Genomic DNA, 17,869 nt, shown 5'->3' with positions numbered 1-17,869 from the left:
GGCTGAACCGCGATTCGATGCATCGCAGGCTGCAGATTGGACCGGTTGGCGGCGCGTGGCGCTGCTTTCCGAGTGTGTGTCTTGCGGCGTTTGAAAGCGTGCGGCTCGGGTCCCTTGAGAAATTCGGCCGCAGCGCCAGGAAGCATTTTGAAGGCGAGAAGCATGGGAATGGGAATTGGACTGCTTGGGTTTCAGACAACCATTGCAAACTCTGTAACTCTGAGCGGCACAGGCGTTCACTCAGGCGCCGAAGTAGCAATCACCTTCCATCCGGCGGAAGCCGATAGCGGTATCGTCTTCCAGCGGATGGACGGCGATCGGGCGATCAGTGAATTCAGGGCGGTGTCCTCGCAGGTCGGCAACACCGATCTCTGCACCGTTCTCGGCTTCTCTCCTGCCACCTCGATCGCGACGATCGAGCATGTGATGGCGGCGATCTACGCGCTTGGCCTCGACAACCTTCTCATCGAAGTGCACGGCGCCGAAATGCCGATCATGGACGGCAGCTCGGCTCCCTTCATCGAGGCGATTGAACAGACGGGCCTCAAGGCCCTTGCCGTCAAGCGCCGCTATATCCGTATCCTCAAGCCGGTCCGTATCGAATCGGGCTCTTCCTGGTCGGAATTCACACCCTATGACGGCATGCGCTTCGAAGTGGCGATTGATTTCGATTGCCCGCTGATTGGCCGTCAGGACTGGAAGGGCGACATCACGCCTTCGGTCTTCAAGACCGAACTGTCGCGCGCCCGCACCTTCGGTTTCATGCGCGATGTCGAGCGCATGTGGGCGGCAGGCCGCGGTCTTGGCTCATCGCTCGAGAATTCGGTCGTCATCTCTGACGACGACACGGTGATCAACGTCGAGGGGCTGCGCTACAAGGACGAATTCGTGCGCCACAAGACGCTGGATGCGGTGGGCGATCTTGCCCTGGCCGGTATGCCGTTCATCGGTTGCTACCGTTCCTATCGCGGCGGCCACAAGATGAACGCGAACGCACTGAAGGCTCTGATGAGCGATCCGACCGCTTATGAAATCGTCGAGACTGCAACGCGGCGCCAGCGTGCAGCCCCGCGCGAAGGGATGGTCGTCAACGCTCCGTAAGTCGGATTGGGTTCTGCGGAGGCGGAAAACCGTTGCTGATTTTGCCCAAAGCCGGTCTTTCGACCGGCTTTTTCATGATCCCGTCGCCACAAAATTGCGTTAATCGATCGCCATGACGTTGCGGTCTTGTTGCATCTTGATCTAAAACGCGGTTCATAGGCGGCGGTATTCTTACCGCTGTGCGAGTTGGGATTTACGAATGGTATTTGCAGGCCAGTTTGAATTGAAGAAGATGGCGCGTGTCGCTGTCGTTGCGCTTGCGGCTTCCGCGACCAGTGTTCTGGTAACTGCCTGCCAGAACGATCCCGACATCGATATCACCAAGCTGGCCGCGGAAACGGATCCGCCGGATGTCCTCTACAATCAGGGCCTTGCCAACCTGAATGCCGGCAAGACGACGGAAGCGGCGCGCAAGTTCGACGCGATCGACCAGCAGCATCCCTTTTCGGAATATGCCCGCAAGGCGCTGGTGATGCGGTCCTTCGTCAATTACCGCAACGGCCAGTATCAGGACGCCATCAACGGCGCGACCCGTTATCTCAATCTCTATCCCGAATCCGAAGATGCGGCCTACGCGCAATACATCGTCGGCCTCGCCTACTCGAAGCAGATTCCGGCGGTAACGCAGGACCAGAAACCGGCCATGCGAACGATCGAGGCGATGCAGGCTGTCGTTACCAAATATCCGGATTCGGATTATGTCGAGGATGCCGAGGCCAAGATCCGCTTTGCCAAGGACCAACTCGCCGGCAAGGAAATGCAGGTCGGCCGCTATTACCTCGAGCGCAAGGAATATCTTGCCGCGATCACGCGCTTCCGTACCGTGGTCGAGCAGTATCCCAACACCAACCAGGTGGAAGAAGCCTTGTCGCGGCTGGTGGAAAGCTATTTTGCCATGGGCATCACCAGCGAAGCGCAGACGGCGGCGGCGGTTCTCGGCCACAACTATCCGGACAGCCAGTGGTATGCCGATGCCTACAAGCTGCTGCAGACCGGCGGCCTCGAACCGCGCGAAAGCGGCAATTCGTGGATTTCGCGCGCGGGCAAGAAGCTTCTGGGCGCTTGATGCATGGCGCCCAAACGTGCACAGCGGTTTTGGGACAACGACATGCATGAAAACGAAGACCCAGGCGAAGAGATTTGAAACAGGATGCTTTCACAGATTTCGATCCGCGATATCGTCCTGATCGAACGGCTTGACCTGTCCTTCGACGCCGGACTGTCCGTGCTAACCGGGGAAACCGGCGCCGGAAAGTCGATCCTGCTCGACAGTCTCTCGCTCGCGCTCGGCGGGCGCGGCGATGGTTCTTTGGTGCGCCACGGCGGCGACAAGGGGCAGGTGACGGCGGTCTTCGATGTCGGCATGAGCCATCCGGCTCGCCTCATGATGCGCGAGAACGGCATTGACGATGACGGCGACCTGATTTTCCGCCGGGTGCAATCGGCCGACGGCCGCACCAAGGCCTATGTCAACGACCAGCCCGTTTCCGTCCAGTTGATGCGCCAGGCGGGGCAGTTGCTCGTCGAAATCCACGGCCAGCACGACGACCGCGCTCTCGTCGATACCCATGCCCACCGCACGTTGCTCGATGCCTTTGGCGGCCTTGCCGAAGAGGCGGAGAATGTCGCGGGCCTCTATCGCGTCTGGAAGGACGCCGAGCGCACGCTGAGGAAGCACCGCGAGAAGGTCGAGGCGGCCGCCCGCGAAGCCGATTATTTGCGGTCTTCGGTGGATGAGCTGGAGACCCTTTCGCCGCAGGATGGCGAGGAGGACGATCTGGCCGAACGCCGTTCGCGGATGATGAAGGCCGAGCGCATCGCCGTCGATATCAACGAGGCGAGCGAATTCCTCAACGGCAATGCATCGCCGGTTCCGCTGATCGCCTCGCTGGTGCGCCGGCTCGAGCGCAAGAGCCACGAGGCCCCGGGTCTTCTCGAGGAAACCGTCGAATATCTCGACACCGCGCTCAACCATCTTTCCGATGCGCAGATGGCTGTCGAGGCGGCACTTCGGAAAACCGAATACGATCCGAAGGAACTGGAGCGCGTCGAGGAGCGCCTGTTTGCCCTCAGGGCCGCCGCGCGCAAATATTCCGTCCCGGTAACCGCGCTTCCGGCACTCGCCGTGAAGATGATTTCCGATCTTGCCGATCTCGACGCCGGCGAGGAAAAGCTGAAGCAGCTCGACGCGCAGCTTGGCCTCGCCAAGCGCGCCTTTGATGCCGCCGCCGCCGCACTCTCCGCCAAGCGCCACAACACGGCGACGGCGCTCTCGGAAGCGGTGATGGCCGAGCTTCCGGCCTTGAAGCTGGAGCGGGCCCGGTTCATGGTGGAGGTGACATCCGACCCGGACGCCGCCACGGCAGACGGCATCGACGTGGTCGAGTTCCACGTACAGACCAACCCCGGTACGCGCCCGGGGCCGATCATGAAAGTGGCTTCGGGCGGCGAGCTCTCGCGCTTCCTCTTGGCGCTGAAGGTGGCGCTTGCCGATCGCGGCTCGGCGCCGACCCTAGTCTTCGACGAAATCGATACCGGCGTCGGCGGCGCCGTGGCGGATGCCATCGGCCAGCGGCTGAAGCGGCTGTCGAAGAACGTGCAGGTGCTCTCCGTGACCCATGCCCCGCAGGTGGCGGCCCGCGCCGCGACGCATCTGCTGATCTCCAAGGGCCCGTCGGCGGAAAAATCCGAAGCCATCGCCACCCGCGTCGCCCGCATGGACGACCACGCCCGCACCGAGGAAATCGCCCGCATGCTTGCCGGCGCCTCGGTGACCGAGGAGGCGAGGGCGGCGGCAGCGAGGCTGCTGGCTGGGAACGTTTAATTTTACGATCCCTTGAGAGGGAGGATCCATCGAGCGTGGAGGGCTTCAACGTCTTCCCATTCCTCGAAATTTCTCTAAAACGACTCCCAAAACAGGGAGTCCAGCATGTCGACCGAATCCGTTGCCGTTGAAGACCTGACGCTCGAAGATGCCGCCGCCGAGCTGGAGCGGCTGGCCAAGGCGCTTGCGCATCACGATGCGCTCTACCATGGCAAGGACGCGCCGGAGATTTCGGATGCGGACTATGACGCGCTGAAGCGGCGCAACGAGGAGATCGAGGCCCGCTTTCCGGAATTGATTCGCGCCGACAGCCCGTCGCGGAAGGTCGGCGCGGCACCTTCGGCGATCTTCCAGCAGATCACCCATGCCCGGCCGATGCTGTCGCTCGACAACGTGTTTTCCGACGACGACGTCAGGGATTTCATTTCCAGCGTCTACCGCTTCCTCGGCCTTTTGCCGGACAATTCCATTGCGTTCACCGCCGAGCCGAAGATCGACGGCCTTTCCATGTCCTTGCGCTACGAGAGCGGCAGGCTCGTCAGCGCCGCCACGCGCGGCGACGGCACGACCGGCGAGAATGTCACCGCCAATATCCGCACCATCAAGGAAATCCCGCAGACGCTTCCGTCCGATGCCCCTGCGGTCGTCGAGGTGCGCGGTGAGGTCTATATGGCCAAGGGCGATTTCCTGGCGCTCAACGAGCAGATGGCGGCAGAAGGCAAGCAGACCTACGTCAATCCGCGCAACACGGCAGCCGGGTCGTTGCGCCAGCTCGACCCGACGATCACGGCCAGCCGCAAGCTGAAGTTCTTCGCCTATGCCTGGGGTGAGATCTCCGAGATGCCGGCCGATACTCAGTTCGGCATGGTCGAGGTCTTCAAGAGCTGGGGCTTTCCGGTGAATCCGCTGATGCAGCGGCTGTCGTCGATAGAGGCGATCCTTGAGCATTACAACGATATCGGCCTCAAGCGTCCCGATCTCGACTACGATATTGACGGCGTCGTCTACAAGGTCGACCGGCTAGACCTGCAGCAGCGCCTCGGCTTCCGCTCGCGCTCGCCGCGCTGGGCAACGGCCCACAAGTTCCCGGCCGAGCAGGCGTTCACCACCGTCGAGAACATCGACATCCAGGTTGGCCGTACGGGGGCACTGACGCCGGTGGCCCGGCTGACGCCGGTCACGGTCGGGGGCGTGGTCGTCACCAACGCGACGCTGCACAATGCCGACTATATCGAGGGCATCGGCAACAGTGGCGAGCGCATCCGCGAGGAGGGGCACGATATCCGCATCGGCGACACGGTGATCGTCCAGCGCGCCGGCGATGTCATTCCGCAGGTTCTCGATGTCGTGATGGAAAAACGTCCGGCAACGGCGGAGCGCTACCAGTTCCCGAAGATCTGCCCCGTCTGCGGCAGCCACGCGGTGCGCGAGCGTAACGAGAAGACCGGCAAGCTTGATTCGGTGACCCGTTGCACCGGCGGCTTTGTCTGCCGCGCGCAGGCCGTCGAGCATCTCAAGCACTTCGTCTCCCGCAATGCTTTCGACATCGAGGGGCTGGGCTCCAAGCAGATCGATTTCTTCTTCGAGGCGGAGGATCCCGCGCTGTCGATCAAGACGGCACCGGACATCTTCACGCTGGAGAAGCGGCAGAGCGGCTCGCCGCTCACCAAGCTCGAAAACATCGACGGTTTCGGCAAGGTCAGCGTTCGCAAGCTCTATGACGCAATCAACGACCGGCGGCAGGTGGCCTTGCATCGGCTGATCTATGCGCTCGGCATCCGCCATGTCGGCGAGACGACGGCAAAGCTTTTGGCGCGCTCCTATGGCAGCTACGCCGCTTTTTCCGAGGCGATGAAGGCCGCTGCGGACACGACGTCGGAAGCCTGGAGCGATCTCAACACGATCGACGGCATCGGCGAGGTCGTCGCCCGGGCGATCGTCGAGTTCTACAAGGAGCCGCGCAACATCGACGTCGTGTCGCGCCTTCTGGAACAGGTCACACCGCTTGACGCAGAGGCGCCTGTTTCAAGCTCGAGCCCGGTTGCCGGCAAGACCGTCGTCTTCACCGGCTCGCTTGAAAAAATGACTCGCGACGAGGCGAAGGCCATGGCGGAACGGCTGGGCGCCAAGGTTGCCGGATCGGTGTCGAAGAAGACCGACCTGCTCGTCGCCGGCCCAGGCGCCGGTTCGAAACTGGAAAAAGCCCGTGAACTCGGCGTCGAAACCACCGATGAGGATGGCTGGTTTGTCCTGATCGGTGGGTAACCCCGCTTCAACAGCTCGGAAAGCTTCCCTTGCGTCACTGTCTTCTTTATGAGGACTGTCGATTTATGACAGTTTCGTGACAATGGCGAAGACGGGTGATTGAACAATGCTGGGTTGGTTTCGCAAACTTCTGCCGCGCGAGGACAAGTTCTTCGACCTTTTCGATGCGCATTCGCGTACCGTCGCGGGCGCGGCCGATGCGCTGCGGGCGCTGCTTGCCGGCGAGGGCGATCATGACGCGCATTGCAACCGCATCATCGCGCTGGAGGACGAGGCCGATGGCATCACGCGCGAAGTGATGCTGGCCGTCCGCCGCAGCTTCATTACACCGTTCGACCGCGGCGACATCAAGGATCTGATCCAGTCAATGGATGACGCAATCGACATGATGCACAAGACGGTGAAGACCATCCGCCTGTTCGAGCAGAAGAGTTTCGATCCCGGCATGCAAGAAATGGGCGTCCTCGTCGTCGAGGCGGCTCGGTTGATCGCCGAGGCGATCCCGCTGCTCGACCGCATCGGCACGAATGCCGCGCGCCTCAGCGCCATCGCCGAGGAAATCACCCGCGTCGAGGGCCGTTCCGACGAATTGCACGAAGAGGGTCTGAAGGACCTGTTCCGTCATCACGGCACGTCGAACCCGATGGCCTATATCATCGGCAGCGAAATCTACGGCGAGCTCGAGAAGGTCGTCGATCGCTTCGAAGACGTCGCCAATGAAATCAGCGGCATCCTGATCGAGAACGTCTGATGGAGGCCACGCTCGCCTTTCCGCTGCTCGCGGGTCTGATCGGCATCGCGCTGTTCTTCGATTTCCTCAACGGTCTGCACGACGCGGCGAATTCGATCGCCACGATTGTTTCGACACGCGTGCTGAGGCCGCAATATGCGGTGATGTGGGCGGCGTTCTTCAATTTCATCGCCTTCCTGTTCTTCGGCCTGCATGTAGCCGAAACGCTCGGCAAGGGCATCATCGATCCGGCGATCGTCAATCCGCAGCTGATTTTCGCCGCCCTGATGGGCGCGATCATTTGGAACATCGTCACCTGGATCTTCGGCATTCCCTCGAGTTCGTCGCATGCGCTGGTCGGCGGATTGGTCGGTGCGGGCCTTGCGAGGACCGGTGGCGATGCGATCGTGCTCAGCGGCCTGTTGAAAACGGTCGGCGCGATCTTCCTGTCACCGATGATCGGGTTCTTCCTGGCCCTCATGCTCGTTCTCATCGTCTCGTGGATTTGCCTGCGCCAGACGCCGTTTGCCGTCGATCGCAGCTTCCGCGGCCTGCAGTTCCTTTCGGCCTCGCTCTATTCGCTTGGCCATGGCGGCAATGATGCGCAGAAGACCATGGGCATCATCGCAGTCCTGTTGTTCAGCCAGGGCCATCTCGGCCCGACCTTCCACGTGCCGTTCTGGGTGGTGATCACCTGCCAGTCGGCCATGGCGCTCGGCACGCTCTTCGGTGGCTGGCGGATCGTTCATACGATGGGCTCGAAGATCACCCGGCTCAATCCGATGCAGGGGTTTTGCGCGGAAAGCGGCGGTGCCATCACGTTGTTCGGCGCCACCTGGCTCGGGATCCCGGTCTCGACGACGCACACGATCACCGGCGCGATCATCGGCGTCGGTGCCGCACGACGTGTGTCGGCCGTGCGCTGGGGGCTTGCCGGCAATATCGTGATCGCCTGGATCATCACGCTGCCGTCGGCGGCGATCATTTCCGCTCTTTTCTATTACGCCGCAGGCCTGCTGGGCTAGCCGTTCGTCAACGCTCCGCCGCAAATCCGTCCGGCTGCAGACAGCGCATTTCCGTTGTGGCAGCGTCGGGAGCGCATTGTGGCGTCACGCCGCTTCTCAAGCGCCCCCCGCAAATTCGGCGCGACACCCGCCGTCAAATAGTATCCTATAGGTGCAGGCGACCGCAGAGCCGCCGTTTTTGAACGGAACCGAGGAACACCCATCCATGAAGCTTGCTACCCTGAAGGATTCAACCCGGGACGGAAAACTCGTCGTGGTATCGAAGGATCTCACGCGCTGCTCGGAAGTCGGCCATATCGCCCGTACGCTTCAGGCGGCACTGGACGACTGGGCCTATGTGGCCCCCCGACTGCAGCAGGTCGCGATCGGCGTGGAGAGCGGCTCGCAGCCGACCATGCGGTTCCATGAGCATGATGCTGCTTCGCCGTTGCCGCGCGCCTTCTTCTCGACCGGCGGCTCCGGTGGTTTTTCCGGACCGCGCGATGCCCTCTTACTTGCCGAGGGGGCGTCCGACATCGCTGTCACCGCGCAGGTCGCCGTCATTACCGGCGACGTCGAGGCGCAGGTCGCCAGTGCCGATGCGAAGGATGGCGTTCTTCTCGTTCTGCTTGCCAGTGACATTTCGGTCGGCAACGGGAGGGCCGTCTCGACGTTTTCTCCGGTTGCCGTGACGCCCGACGAACTGGACGAGGGCTGGAATAGCGGCGACCTCGCACTGCTCGTCCGCCGCAACGGAAAAGCCGTCGATAGCGGCAGCAGCGGCAAGCAGGAGCCTGCAAGCGCGATCGCTGCGGCAGCAGCTCTTCACCCGCTGCTCGCCGGCAGCATCATTGGAACAGGTCTCGGCAAGACCGAGGGCGCCCTTTCCATCGGTGATACCCTTCGCATCGAGATGAACGATCGGACCGGACACTCCATCTTCGGCGCCATCGAGCAGACGGTCAAAACGCGCGGCAAATGATTGTCCCGCTGCGCCGGGCTCCTATTTCTCCTCAGGCAATTCTTGAATTGTCTTTTTGCACCGCACACGTTAGGGAAATCGCGCCGGATTTTGCGGGGCGCCCGTGAAATCCGGCAGGAGCCAGCCGCCACGTCTAAGGCGGCAGCCTACTGCATAATTACTTACATCGGATTCGATTTGAGGGCGTAATTATGCAGCAGTTTCAAAATTCTACGGCGTCCTTTGCGCGTCATGTTCGACGCGCGGCGCTGTAGGCGGATTGGAGGATCCCGGGATGGAAACGATCACCACGATTGCAGCTTTGCGCGCCCGTCTTGCGGACCATCGCCGCGCCGGCAAGAGCATCGGCCTGGTGCCGACCATGGGCTATCTGCATGTCGGCCATATGGAACTGGTCAGTCGCGCGAGGGCGGCGAATGACATCGTCGTCGTCAGCCTCTTCGTCAATCCGTTGCAGTTCGGCGTCAACGAGGATCTGGCGAAATATCCGCGCGATCTCGCCCGTGATCAGGCGATGCTCGTCGAAGCCGGCGCCGATTTCCTCTTTGCGCCCGGTGTCTCCGACATGTATCCGCGGCCGATGGAAACCGTGGTCGATGTGCCAACGCTTGGCAGCGAGCTTGAAGGTTCTGTGCGACCCGGCCATTTTGCCGGCGTCGCCACTGTCGTCACCAAGCTCTTCAATATCGTCCAGCCGGACCGCGCCTATTTCGGCGAGAAGGATTTCCAGCAGTTGCAGATCATTCGCCGCATGGTCGAGGATCTGGCGCAACCGGTCGAGATCGTCGGCGTTGCGACTGTGCGCGAAGCCGACGGCCTCGCCTGCTCGTCGCGCAACGTCTACTTGACACCCGCGGAACGGGCCGCTGCGGCGATCGTGCCGAAGGCACTCGATGAGGCGGAGCGGCTGATCGCCGCCGGGCTGACGGAGGTCGCGGCCCTCGAAAAGGCAATTGCGGATTTCATCGCTTCGGAACCTCTGGCCGTGCCGGAAGTGGTTGCTATTCGTGATCCGGAAACACTGCACACAGTGACGGAGATCGGCGGAAAGCCGGTTCTTCTGTTGCTTTTTGTCCGTTTCGGGAGCACCAAACTGCTCGATAATCGGGTTTTCACGCCGAAAACCGCAAAATTTGCAAAGGTGGCCTAAGCATGAGTGTACAGGCAATGAAGCGTCGCCTCAGCCCCGGCAACATCGAGGCGCTCAAGGGCGAACGGCCGATCGTCAGCCTGACGGCCTATACCACGCCTATCGCCCGGCTGCTTGATCCGCATGTCGATTTCATGCTGGTCGGCGATTCGCTCGGCATGGTGCTCTACGGCCTGGATTCGACCGTTGGCGTCACGCTGGACATGATGATCGCGCACGGCCAGGCCGTCATGCGCGGCTCGGAAAAGGCGTGCGTCGTCGTTGATCTGCCCTTCGGTTCCTACCAGGAGTCCAAGGAGCAGGCTTTCGCCACCGCAGCGCGCGTGCTGAAGGAGACCGGCTGCAGCGCGGTGAAGCTCGAGGGGGGCGCGGAGATGGCCGAGACGGTCGATTTTCTCACCCAGCGCGGCATCCCGGTGCTCGGCCATGTCGGGCTGATGCCGCAGCTCGTCAACACGATGGGCGGTTACCGCTCGGTTGGCCGCAACGACAAGGAAGCGGCGAAGATCAGGCGCGATGCCAAGGCCATCGACGATGCGGGGGCTTTTGCCATCGTCGTCGAGGGCACGATCGAACCGCTGGCGCGAGAGATTTCCGCCGAGCTCAGAGCACCGACCATCGGCATCGGCGCGTCGCCGGCCTGCGACGGGCAAATCCTTGTGTCGGACGATATGCTGGGCATCTTCAGCGAGTTCAAGCCGCGTTTCGTCAAGCATTTCGCCGAACTGGCGCCGCAGATTTCCGCGGCCTTCGAAGCCTATGCCAACGAGGTCAAGGCGCGGACTTTTCCCGGTATCGAGCACACGTTTCAGCTCAAGCGCTGAGGGGCGCATGGGACCGGGCGCCTGCCCGGTCCGGTTCGATCAGAAATTCGGATTGCTGCATCAATCTTATTGAATTGTTCCGCGGCCGGTCGCGGCCTATCTGTGCGCTCCACGCTCGGGAAGGGCGTGGCTTGAGCGCTGGCTGTTCCGGAAAGTTTCCCTCATGACGCAAGACGATTTCTGGCAGGGTGTTCGCGGCGGTTTTCCCGTCATGGTGTCGGCATCGCCGTTTGGGGCGTTGTTCGGTGCGCTTGCGATCGACAACGGCTTTTCGCTCTTCGATGCGGTGTTCATGAGCGCGACGCTCTATGCGGGTGCCAGCCAGATGGTCGGCATCGAGCTGTTCGGCCACAAGGTCCAGCCTTGGCTGATCGTGCTTTCGATCTTCGCGGTCAATTTTCGCCATATCCTCTATTCGGCATCGATCGCGCGGCATATCCGGCATTTTTCCGCCGTGCAGAAGTTCTTCACCTTCTTCCTGCTGGTCGATCCGCAATATGCCGAAACCGAGAAGCGGGCCGAGCGCGGTGAACCGGTGACGTTTACCTGGTATCTCGGCTTTGCGATGATCATCTATATACCCTGGCAGATCACGACGCTGCTCGGGGCAATCTTCGGGCAGATGATCGGAGAACCGCGTGCGATCGGTCTCGACGTGCTCTTGCCGATCTACTTCATGGGTCTGGTTCTCGGCTTCCGCAAGCGGGACAATTGGCTGCCGGTCGTCGCCGCCAGTTCGCTGGCATCCATTGCGGCCATGCATTTCGTCGGCTCGCCCTGGCATGTCAGCATCGGCGCGATCGCCGGCATCCTGCTTGCCGGCTGCCTGCCGCTGCCGAAGCGGCATGAAGAGCCGGTCACCTTGGAACACGAGGTATGATCATGGATAGCTCAGAGCACATGCAGTTGATCTACATCATCCTAGCGGCAGCCGTTGCGACGTTCCTTACCCGCATCGGCGGCTATGTGATGATCACGCAGATGAAGCGCATTCCGCCGCGCATGGAAGCGGCGCTGAATTCGGTGCCTGCTGCCGTCCTGTCGACGCTAGTCGCGCCCGCCTTCGTTTATGGCGGCTTCGATGTCGCAGCCGCCATGCTCGTCGCCTTCGTCGTCGGTCTGCGGGTTTCGTCTCTCTGGATGCTGGCCATCGGCTGGCTCGCCGTCATGACGATTCGGTATTGGAGCCTGTAGGGAGCGAATCACGTCGGAGTTGCCCCTCATCCGGCCTGTCGGCCACCTTCTCCCCGTTTTGACGGGGAGAAGGGACAAGCGGCGACCTCCGTCATCCCCTCTCCCCGCGTGCGGGGAGAGGGTTAGGGTGAGGGGCAATCGCAAACTCTTCCAACTACGACGGGATTCTTATCGCTCCAGCGACGCCGTCGCCGCCTTCAACCACTCCAGCACTTTTTCGTCCGCGATCAGCGGCGACAGTTTTTCGTGCGTCTCGGCGTGATAGGCGTTCAGCCAGGCGAGTTCCTCGTCCGTCAGCAGGCTGGTCACGACCAGACGCCGGTCGATCGGGCAGAAGGTCAGCGTCTCGAAGCCGAGCATCGGCAGGTCGCCACCCTCGATCGAGGTTGGCTCCAGCACATGCACGAGATTTTCGATACGGATGCCGAAGGCGCCGGGGCGGTAATAACCGGGCTCGTTCGACAGGATCATGCCGGGCAGCAGTTCCTGCGTTGAGGCACGCGAAATGCGTTGCGGCCCTTCATGCACCGAGAGATAGGAGCCGACTCCGTGGCCGGTGCCGTGGGCGAAATCGGCCCCGGCTTTCCAAAGCGCGATACGGGCCAGCGGATCGAGGTCGACGCCGCGAGAGCCCTTGGGAAAGCGGGCGAGGCTGATGGCAATCATCCCCTTCAGGACCAGCGTGAAGAAACGTCGCTGTTCTTCCGGCACGGTGCCGATCGCGACGGTGCGGGTGATGTCGGTGGTGCCGTTGACATATTGGCCGCCGGAATCGATCAGGAACATCGTTCCGTCGGCAATGGTCAGATTGCTCTCAGTCGTCACCCGGTAGTGCATGATCGCCGCATGTTCGCCCGCGCCTGAGATCGTGTCGAAGGAAATGTCCTTGAGCGGGTTCTGCATCCGCTCGCCGACAGCCGCGCGGCAGGCTTCCAGCTTTTCGACCGCGGCAATTTCCGTGATGGTTCCGGGTTGGGTCCCATCGAGCCACGCAAGGAACTCGACCATGGCCACGCCGTCCTGCAGGTGGGCGCGGGCTGAGCCTTCGAGTTCTGCCGCGTTTTTGCGGGCGCGCGGCAGGCGGGCGGGGTCGATCGCCTCGATCACCGTGCCGCCGCTCACGCGGATGCGCTCGGCGAGCGCAAAGGGCGCGTGCTCCGGATCGATCATGATCCTGGCGCCGGTCGCTGCGAGCGCTGCGACACGATCCTCGAACGAGGCGGGGGCCTCAAGGTTCGCAAGCTGGGTGAGATAGGCTTCCTCCTCGATACCTGTCTTGCGCTTGTCGAGGAACAGATCGGCCCTGCCATCGGCATGAACGATGGCGCGGGCCAGCGGATGCGGCGTGTGCGGCACGTCGCTGCCGCGGATGTTAAAGGTCCAGGCGATAGACGAGGGGTCGGTCAGCACCACGGCGCTGGCGTCGGCCTTGGCAACGTCCTGCGCCATTGTCGCGAGCTTATCCTTGGCCAGCACGCCGGCATGATCCAGCGGCTGGATCTTGACGCGGCCGAGCGGCGCTGCGGGCCTGTCAGCCCACTGCCGGTCAAGGGGATTGTGGTCGAGGAACACGAGCGTGCCACCTAGTCCTTCGAGCGCCTTCTGGAGCTTGCGCACCTCGGCGCCCGTATGCAGCCACGGGTCGATGCCAAGGCGAAAACCTTTCTTGCCGTGCCGCTCAAGCCAGAGATGCGGCGGTTCGCCGACCAGGTCGCCGCCTTCGAACACCGTGCCGTCCACCTGCTCCCTGAGTTGGGTGACGTAACGGCCATCCACAAAGACAACCGCCTGCTCCTGCGTGATGAGCGCGATGCCGGCGGAACCGGTGAAGCCCGTCAGCCAGGACAGGCGCTCGGCCGACGCAGGGACATATTCGCCCTGGAATTCGTCGGCGCGGGGAACGAGGAAGCCGTCGACGTTCAGGGCGGCCAGCGCGGCGCGCAATGCTGTGACACGCTCCTTGCCGAACTGGGGAGTGGAGGTGACTTCGAAAGACTGGAACATCTGATTTTCCTGCGATGGGTCGGTCCCAAGAGGAGCCCTGGCGAAAGGACCGATTCCTGAAAGGCTGCGGGCACCCTACTGCATGTTTCCTTAAATCCTGGCCGATTCAAGGACAAAACCACGCAGCAATTCAAAGTCCCTTTGCGCGTCTTGTAAGACGCGCGGCGCTGTAGAGGAAACAGGCGAAGCTGCGAAAGCCCGTGTTTCCTGCCTAGCCGTCAAGGAATTTGCGGATAACCTCCGATGTCAGCCGTTGATTGTTCTGCGACCAGCGATCGTCGAGCCGGCGTTGCATCTCCTCTTCCGAGGCGTTGATGACGGGGTAGGGCGGGCCATTTGGTCCCGCTTTGCCTTTTTCCCCGACGCATCGACCAGAGAACCGCGCCCAGAGCCCAGACGATGAGCATCAGGCCGATGAGAGGTAGGATTGTCGCCAGCATCTGTCCTCCAGCGTCTGAACCGTCACAATTATCATACTTATGCGTCGTGTGCATGGCTCCCATGCTGCAATGCACCTAGACCCATTTCACAAATAGTCTATAAACCCGCTCAACGAACACGGACGCAGGTCTGTTGTTCACGCGAATGCCGAAAGGCAAGAGCTGCATGGTCTGTATATGGTTGGTCGCCCTTCTCCTCCTCCCTCCGGGTGGCCAATTTCAGATCATGAAGGGTCCGCTTGAGCGCTCCTCCTCCTCAAGCTCGCGGACATGACCGGCTTGCCGGTCAGCGGGCGGTGCTTCGGCATCGCCTTTGTTTTGAAAAACCCGCTTGTCCATGACGGACAGGCGGGTTTTTCATTGTTCGGACGTTTAAAATGCCACCCGTCAGGGACGGTCGAGATGGATCGTCACCCAGCCATTGCGCCAGATGGTGCGGACATGGCGCAGATGCTGGCCATTATAGGCCGACAGCACCTTCCAGCGCTGCGATGCCAGGATGCCCGACAGGATGACCGAGCCGCGGGGCGCCAAATGGCCGGCAAGTTGCGGCGCCATCTTGATCAGCGGGCGGGCAAGGATGTTGGCGATGATCAGGTCGAAGGGACCATGGGCGGCGAAGGCCGGCGAGTGGAACCCGGGAGCGGTAATGGTGGTGATGCCGGTGGCGATGCCGTTGCGGCGCACATTCTCGGCGGCGACACGTGTGGCGATCGGGTCGATGTCGGTTGCAAGGACCGGAATGGGCTTCAGCTTGCGCGCCGCGATCGCCAGGACGCCGCTGCCGGTGCCGAGATCGAGCGCGTTGCGGACCTTGCGGGCGCGCATCACTGTTTCGATGACTTCGAGGCAGCCCGCCGTCGTGCCGTGGTGGCCGGTGCCGAACGCCTGCCCGGCATCGATCTCGATGGCGATGTCGTTGACCCGCACCTTGTCGCGGTCGTGCGAGCCGTGCACGAGGAAACGGCCGGCGCGCACCGGCGAGAGGCCCTCCAGCGACTTGGCGATCCAGTCGACGTCGGGAAGGACTTCCCGCTCGATCGTCGCATCGGGAAAATGTGGAGCGACGACTTCGGCGAAGCGCGCCCGCATCTCGTCTTCCTCGTCGAAATCGATGTAGAGCGACGCCTCCCAGATGTCTTTCTTTTCATCCATCTCCATCGTGGCGATGGCGTAGCCGTCATCCTCGAACGCTTCGGTCATCAGGTCCATGATGACTTCCGACTGCTTTTCGGTCGTGGTGATGAACAGGCGAAGATCGCTCAATGTCTTGATCCTTGATAGGCGGGCGGCCTGCGCGCTCTAGCATGCCCGCCGATCAAAGGTAAAGCGCAGGACTACCTGGCGTCGGGAATCCAGGGTGGCGGTGGCGTATCCTGGCCAGAAACATTGCGCAGCGCCGCGGCGGAGAAGCCGGGAATGCTGGTCAACAGCGGCATCAGCAGGGAACGTAGACCGGTCAGCAGGGGATTCTTCAGGGTGATGAAGGTGGTGTTGCGCCGCGTCTCCCTGAGCACGGTTTTGACGACGGGCATTCTCAGGCTGGAATAGTCCTGTTCGCGTCCTTCGGAGATCAGCCAGGCGAGCCAGCAGGCGTCCTCGATGCCGAGGTTCATGCCCCGCGCGCCTGCCGGCGAATGCACGTGGGCGGCATCGCCGGCAAGAAAGACATTGCCGCGGCTCATCGCTTCGACATGGCGGAAACTGATGGTGAAGTCCGATGCCCATGTCCGTTCCAGGACCGTAGCCGGATGATCGATGCGCGTTTCGAAATCCTCGATCGTCGATACGTAGCGCAGCTTGTCTTCGCACACCGGCAGGCGGCCGAGCACGCCCGGATTGAGGAAATTCATCTGGACGAAACTGGTATCGACTGGCTGGGAATAGCGGTAATCGGCGAGAAAGAACCGGCCTGCGATCGCATCGCCTGGAAAAGCGAAGCCGCAGGCCTTGCGCACGGCGGAATGGGCCCCGTCCGCACCGATCAACACGTCCGGCAGCACCGTCTCTGCCCCGCCGTCCGCGTGCAGAAGCGTCACGATCGGGTCCCTGACATCGCCGGACACCGCCTGAAGGTGCGTTGACCATTCAGGCCTGATGCCGACAGCCGACAGCCGCTGGAGCAGCAATCGCTCCGTCTGGCCCTGTGGCAATGCGTAGATCGGGCAATAGGGGCCGCGGAACTTTTCGGTGTCGATCGTCAGCAGCGACTTGCCTGCCGAAGATATCCTGAATTCGGTCAGGCGCCGGGCCTCGGCCAGGATGAGGGGCGCGGCGCCGCAAGCTTCAAGAAGCGTCAGGGTTCTGGCGTTGATACCGAGCGCCCGGCTCTCGTTGATCGGTGCCGGTCCGGGGGCGTTTGCCACCAGACGGGGTCGATAGCCGCGCCGCGCCAGTTCGAGCGCCAGAGCAAGTCCGGTGGGCCCCGCGCCGGCAATCAGAATTGACCTTCCGGTGCGCTCCCCCATCGGCCCCTCGCGGCGATCTTATGTCTTGAGCAGATTTTCCAGCTTCTTCACCGCGGTGTCCGGATTTTCGCCGTAAGCGATCGTGCCGGTGAATTTGCCTTCGGAATCGAGAAGGAAAACGGAGGCGGTGTGGTCCATCGTATAATCGCCGTCCGGCTTCTTCTCGTCCAGCGGGATTTTCTTGGCGTAGACCCGGAACCCCTTGATCATCTCCATCACCTTGTCCGGCTGACCGGAAATGCCGGTGATTCGCTTGGAAACGTTCGAGACATACTGGCCAAGGACTTCAGGCGTATCGCGTTCGGGATCGACGCTGATGAAATAGGCCTGCAGCTTGGTGCCCTCCGGATCGACCTTTTCCAACCAGCCGTTCAATTCGAACAGGGTCGTCGGGCAGACCTCCGGGCAATGGGTGAAGCCGAAGAACAAAGCCGTCGGCTTGCCGGTGAAAGCCTTCTCGGAAATCGGTTGGCCGGTCTGGGAGACGAGCTCGAATGGCACGCCGAAAGGACCGGCCGCGATCTGGTCTTTCGAGGCGGTCATCTGATAGGTCATCCAGCCGAGGGCAGAAGCGACGATGGCGACGGCAGCCCAAAGGACGATGCGAAGTGCTTTCATGATGATGTCCGGTCCATATAACCAATATTCATGCCCCAGATAGACCTTCGGACCGCAGGTTGCAAACATTCGGGTGGCCAGCGTCAATATGCGGCAGGCAGGATCAGAAGCACCAGGAAAGGCCGTTTTCGGCCATGGTCAGGAAGATTGCCGGCCCCTGGACGATCCATCCGAGAAAAGCGCCGAGAAGCAGAAGGACGCCCCCGCCGGCAAGGGCGGTGACCATCAGGGTTGGCGGGTGCTTTTTCGCATTGTCCTGCATGCC

Annotated in this window: 16 protein-coding genes; 11 read left to right on the top strand and 5 right to left on the bottom strand. The window is 62.0% G+C overall.

Annotated features, from left to right (window positions below; genetic code table 11):
• Nucleotides 1-168: 168 nt before the first annotated feature.
• The 11 genes from lpxC to JNB71_RS04080 all read left to right on the top strand — a co-directional run bounded on the left by lpxC (nt 169) and on the right by JNB71_RS04080 (nt 12,074).
• Nucleotides 169-1,101: a UDP-3-O-acyl-N-acetylglucosamine deacetylase gene (lpxC, locus tag JNB71_RS04130; RefSeq protein WP_220371139.1), complete on the top strand. Its 933-nt coding sequence runs from the start codon at nt 169-171 to the stop codon at nt 1,099-1,101.
• A 232-nt stretch (nt 1,102-1,333) separates the two neighbouring features.
• A complete protein-coding gene (locus tag JNB71_RS04125) occupies nt 1,334-2,167 on the top strand; it encodes an outer membrane protein assembly factor BamD (protein WP_220371138.1) in 834 nt (277 codons plus the stop codon).
• Between the two features lie 84 nt (nt 2,168-2,251).
• Entirely contained in the window at nt 2,252-3,925 is a 1,674-nt protein-coding gene (gene recN, locus JNB71_RS04120) for a DNA repair protein RecN (RefSeq protein WP_220370545.1), read from the top strand.
• A gap of 105 nt (nt 3,926-4,030) precedes the next feature.
• Nucleotides 4,031-6,190 (top strand): NAD-dependent DNA ligase LigA, encoded by a 2,160-nt coding sequence (ligA, locus tag JNB71_RS04115; RefSeq protein WP_220370543.1) that lies wholly within the window; start codon nt 4,031-4,033, stop codon nt 6,188-6,190.
• A gap of 106 nt (nt 6,191-6,296) precedes the next feature.
• Nucleotides 6,297-6,941, top strand: coding sequence for a DUF47 family protein (locus tag JNB71_RS04110; protein WP_220370541.1), 645 nt, complete (start codon nt 6,297-6,299; stop codon nt 6,939-6,941).
• Nucleotides 6,941-7,945: an inorganic phosphate transporter gene (locus tag JNB71_RS04105; RefSeq protein ID WP_220370540.1), complete on the top strand. Its 1,005-nt coding sequence runs from the start codon at nt 6,941-6,943 to the stop codon at nt 7,943-7,945. Before JNB71_RS04110 ends, JNB71_RS04105 begins: the two co-directional genes overlap by 1 nt.
• A 205-nt stretch (nt 7,946-8,150) precedes the next feature.
• Complete coding sequence (locus JNB71_RS04100; RefSeq protein WP_220370539.1) at nt 8,151-8,906, top strand: fumarylacetoacetate hydrolase family protein; 756 nt, start codon at nt 8,151-8,153, stop codon at nt 8,904-8,906.
• Nucleotides 8,907-9,180: 274 nt separating this feature from the next.
• On the top strand, nt 9,181-10,056 hold the full coding sequence (panC, locus tag JNB71_RS04095) for a pantoate--beta-alanine ligase (RefSeq protein WP_220370538.1): 876 nt from the start codon (nt 9,181-9,183) through the stop codon (nt 10,054-10,056).
• Nucleotides 10,057-10,058: 2 nt separating this feature from the next.
• The gene (panB, locus tag JNB71_RS04090; RefSeq protein WP_220370537.1) at nt 10,059-10,880 is read left to right on the top strand and encodes a 3-methyl-2-oxobutanoate hydroxymethyltransferase; all 822 of its coding nucleotides are present in this window, start codon (nt 10,059-10,061) and stop codon (nt 10,878-10,880) included.
• A gap of 163 nt (nt 10,881-11,043) precedes the next feature.
• Entirely contained in the window at nt 11,044-11,760 is a 717-nt protein-coding gene (locus JNB71_RS04085; protein WP_220370536.1) for an AzlC family ABC transporter permease, read from the top strand.
• A gap of 2 nt (nt 11,761-11,762) precedes the next feature.
• Entirely contained in the window at nt 11,763-12,074 is a 312-nt protein-coding gene (locus JNB71_RS04080) for an AzlD family protein (protein WP_220370535.1), read from the top strand.
• Nucleotides 12,075-12,242: 168 nt separating this feature from the next.
• On the opposite strand, the gene JNB71_RS04075 is transcribed toward JNB71_RS04080, so the two are convergent.
• The 5 genes from JNB71_RS04075 to JNB71_RS04055 form a co-directional block, all read right to left on the bottom strand.
• On the bottom strand, nt 12,243-14,078 hold the full coding sequence (locus JNB71_RS04075) for an aminopeptidase P family protein (RefSeq protein ID WP_220370534.1): 1,836 nt from the start codon (nt 14,076-14,078) through the stop codon (nt 12,243-12,245).
• Between the two features lie 827 nt (nt 14,079-14,905).
• Entirely contained in the window at nt 14,906-15,784 is an 879-nt protein-coding gene (locus tag JNB71_RS04070; protein ID WP_220370533.1) for a 50S ribosomal protein L11 methyltransferase, read from the bottom strand.
• Nucleotides 15,785-15,855: 71 nt separating this feature from the next.
• Nucleotides 15,856-16,986, bottom strand: a complete 1,131-nt coding sequence (locus tag JNB71_RS04065; RefSeq protein WP_220370532.1) for an FAD-dependent oxidoreductase — start codon at nt 16,984-16,986, stop codon at nt 15,856-15,858.
• 18 nt (nt 16,987-17,004) lie between these two features.
• On the bottom strand, nt 17,005-17,604 hold the full coding sequence (locus JNB71_RS04060; protein ID WP_220370531.1) for an SCO family protein: 600 nt from the start codon (nt 17,602-17,604) through the stop codon (nt 17,005-17,007).
• Nucleotides 17,605-17,707: 103 nt separating this feature from the next.
• Complete coding sequence (locus tag JNB71_RS04055) at nt 17,708-17,866, bottom strand: hypothetical protein (RefSeq protein ID WP_220370530.1); 159 nt, start codon at nt 17,864-17,866, stop codon at nt 17,708-17,710.
• Nucleotides 17,867-17,869: the final 3 nt, after the last annotated feature.

Origin of the sequence: Rhizobium herbae (genome assembly GCF_019511375.1) — a bacterium.
In the GTDB taxonomy this organism is placed as follows: domain Bacteria; phylum Pseudomonadota; class Alphaproteobacteria; order Rhizobiales; family Rhizobiaceae; genus Pararhizobium; species Pararhizobium herbae_A.
Note: the sequence above shows the minus strand (reverse complement) of the source record. Positions and strands in the feature narration are given on the sequence as shown.

Bases quoted from the DNA above. Each gene is read 5' to 3' on its own strand.
- ligA (WP_220370543.1), top strand. From the start codon at position 4,031: ATGTCGACCGAATCCGTTGCCGTTGAAGACCTGACGCTCGAAGATGCC.
- JNB71_RS04085 (WP_220370536.1), top strand. From the start codon at position 11,044: ATGACGCAAGACGATTTCTGGCAGGGTGTTCGCGGCGGTTTTCCCGTC.
- JNB71_RS04110 (WP_220370541.1), top strand. From the start codon at position 6,297: ATGCTGGGTTGGTTTCGCAAACTTCTGCCGCGCGAGGACAAGTTCTTC.
- JNB71_RS04100 (WP_220370539.1), top strand. From the start codon at position 8,151: ATGAAGCTTGCTACCCTGAAGGATTCAACCCGGGACGGAAAACTCGTC.
- JNB71_RS04065 (WP_220370532.1), bottom strand. From the start codon at position 16,986: ATGGGGGAGCGCACCGGAAGGTCAATTCTGATTGCCGGCGCGGGGCCC.
- JNB71_RS04060 (WP_220370531.1), bottom strand. From the start codon at position 17,604: ATGAAAGCACTTCGCATCGTCCTTTGGGCTGCCGTCGCCATCGTCGCT.
- JNB71_RS04125 (WP_220371138.1), top strand. From the start codon at position 1,334: ATGGCGCGTGTCGCTGTCGTTGCGCTTGCGGCTTCCGCGACCAGTGTT.
- JNB71_RS04055 (WP_220370530.1), bottom strand. From the start codon at position 17,866: ATGCAGGACAATGCGAAAAAGCACCCGCCAACCCTGATGGTCACCGCC.
- recN (WP_220370545.1), top strand. From the start codon at position 2,252: ATGCTTTCACAGATTTCGATCCGCGATATCGTCCTGATCGAACGGCTT.
- JNB71_RS04105 (WP_220370540.1), top strand. From the start codon at position 6,941: ATGGAGGCCACGCTCGCCTTTCCGCTGCTCGCGGGTCTGATCGGCATC.
- JNB71_RS04075 (WP_220370534.1), bottom strand. From the start codon at position 14,078: ATGTTCCAGTCTTTCGAAGTCACCTCCACTCCCCAGTTCGGCAAGGAG.
- lpxC (WP_220371139.1), top strand. From the start codon at position 169: ATGGGAATTGGACTGCTTGGGTTTCAGACAACCATTGCAAACTCTGTA.
- JNB71_RS04080 (WP_220370535.1), top strand. From the start codon at position 11,763: ATGGATAGCTCAGAGCACATGCAGTTGATCTACATCATCCTAGCGGCA.
- panC (WP_220370538.1), top strand. From the start codon at position 9,181: ATGGAAACGATCACCACGATTGCAGCTTTGCGCGCCCGTCTTGCGGAC.
- panB (WP_220370537.1), top strand. From the start codon at position 10,059: ATGAGTGTACAGGCAATGAAGCGTCGCCTCAGCCCCGGCAACATCGAG.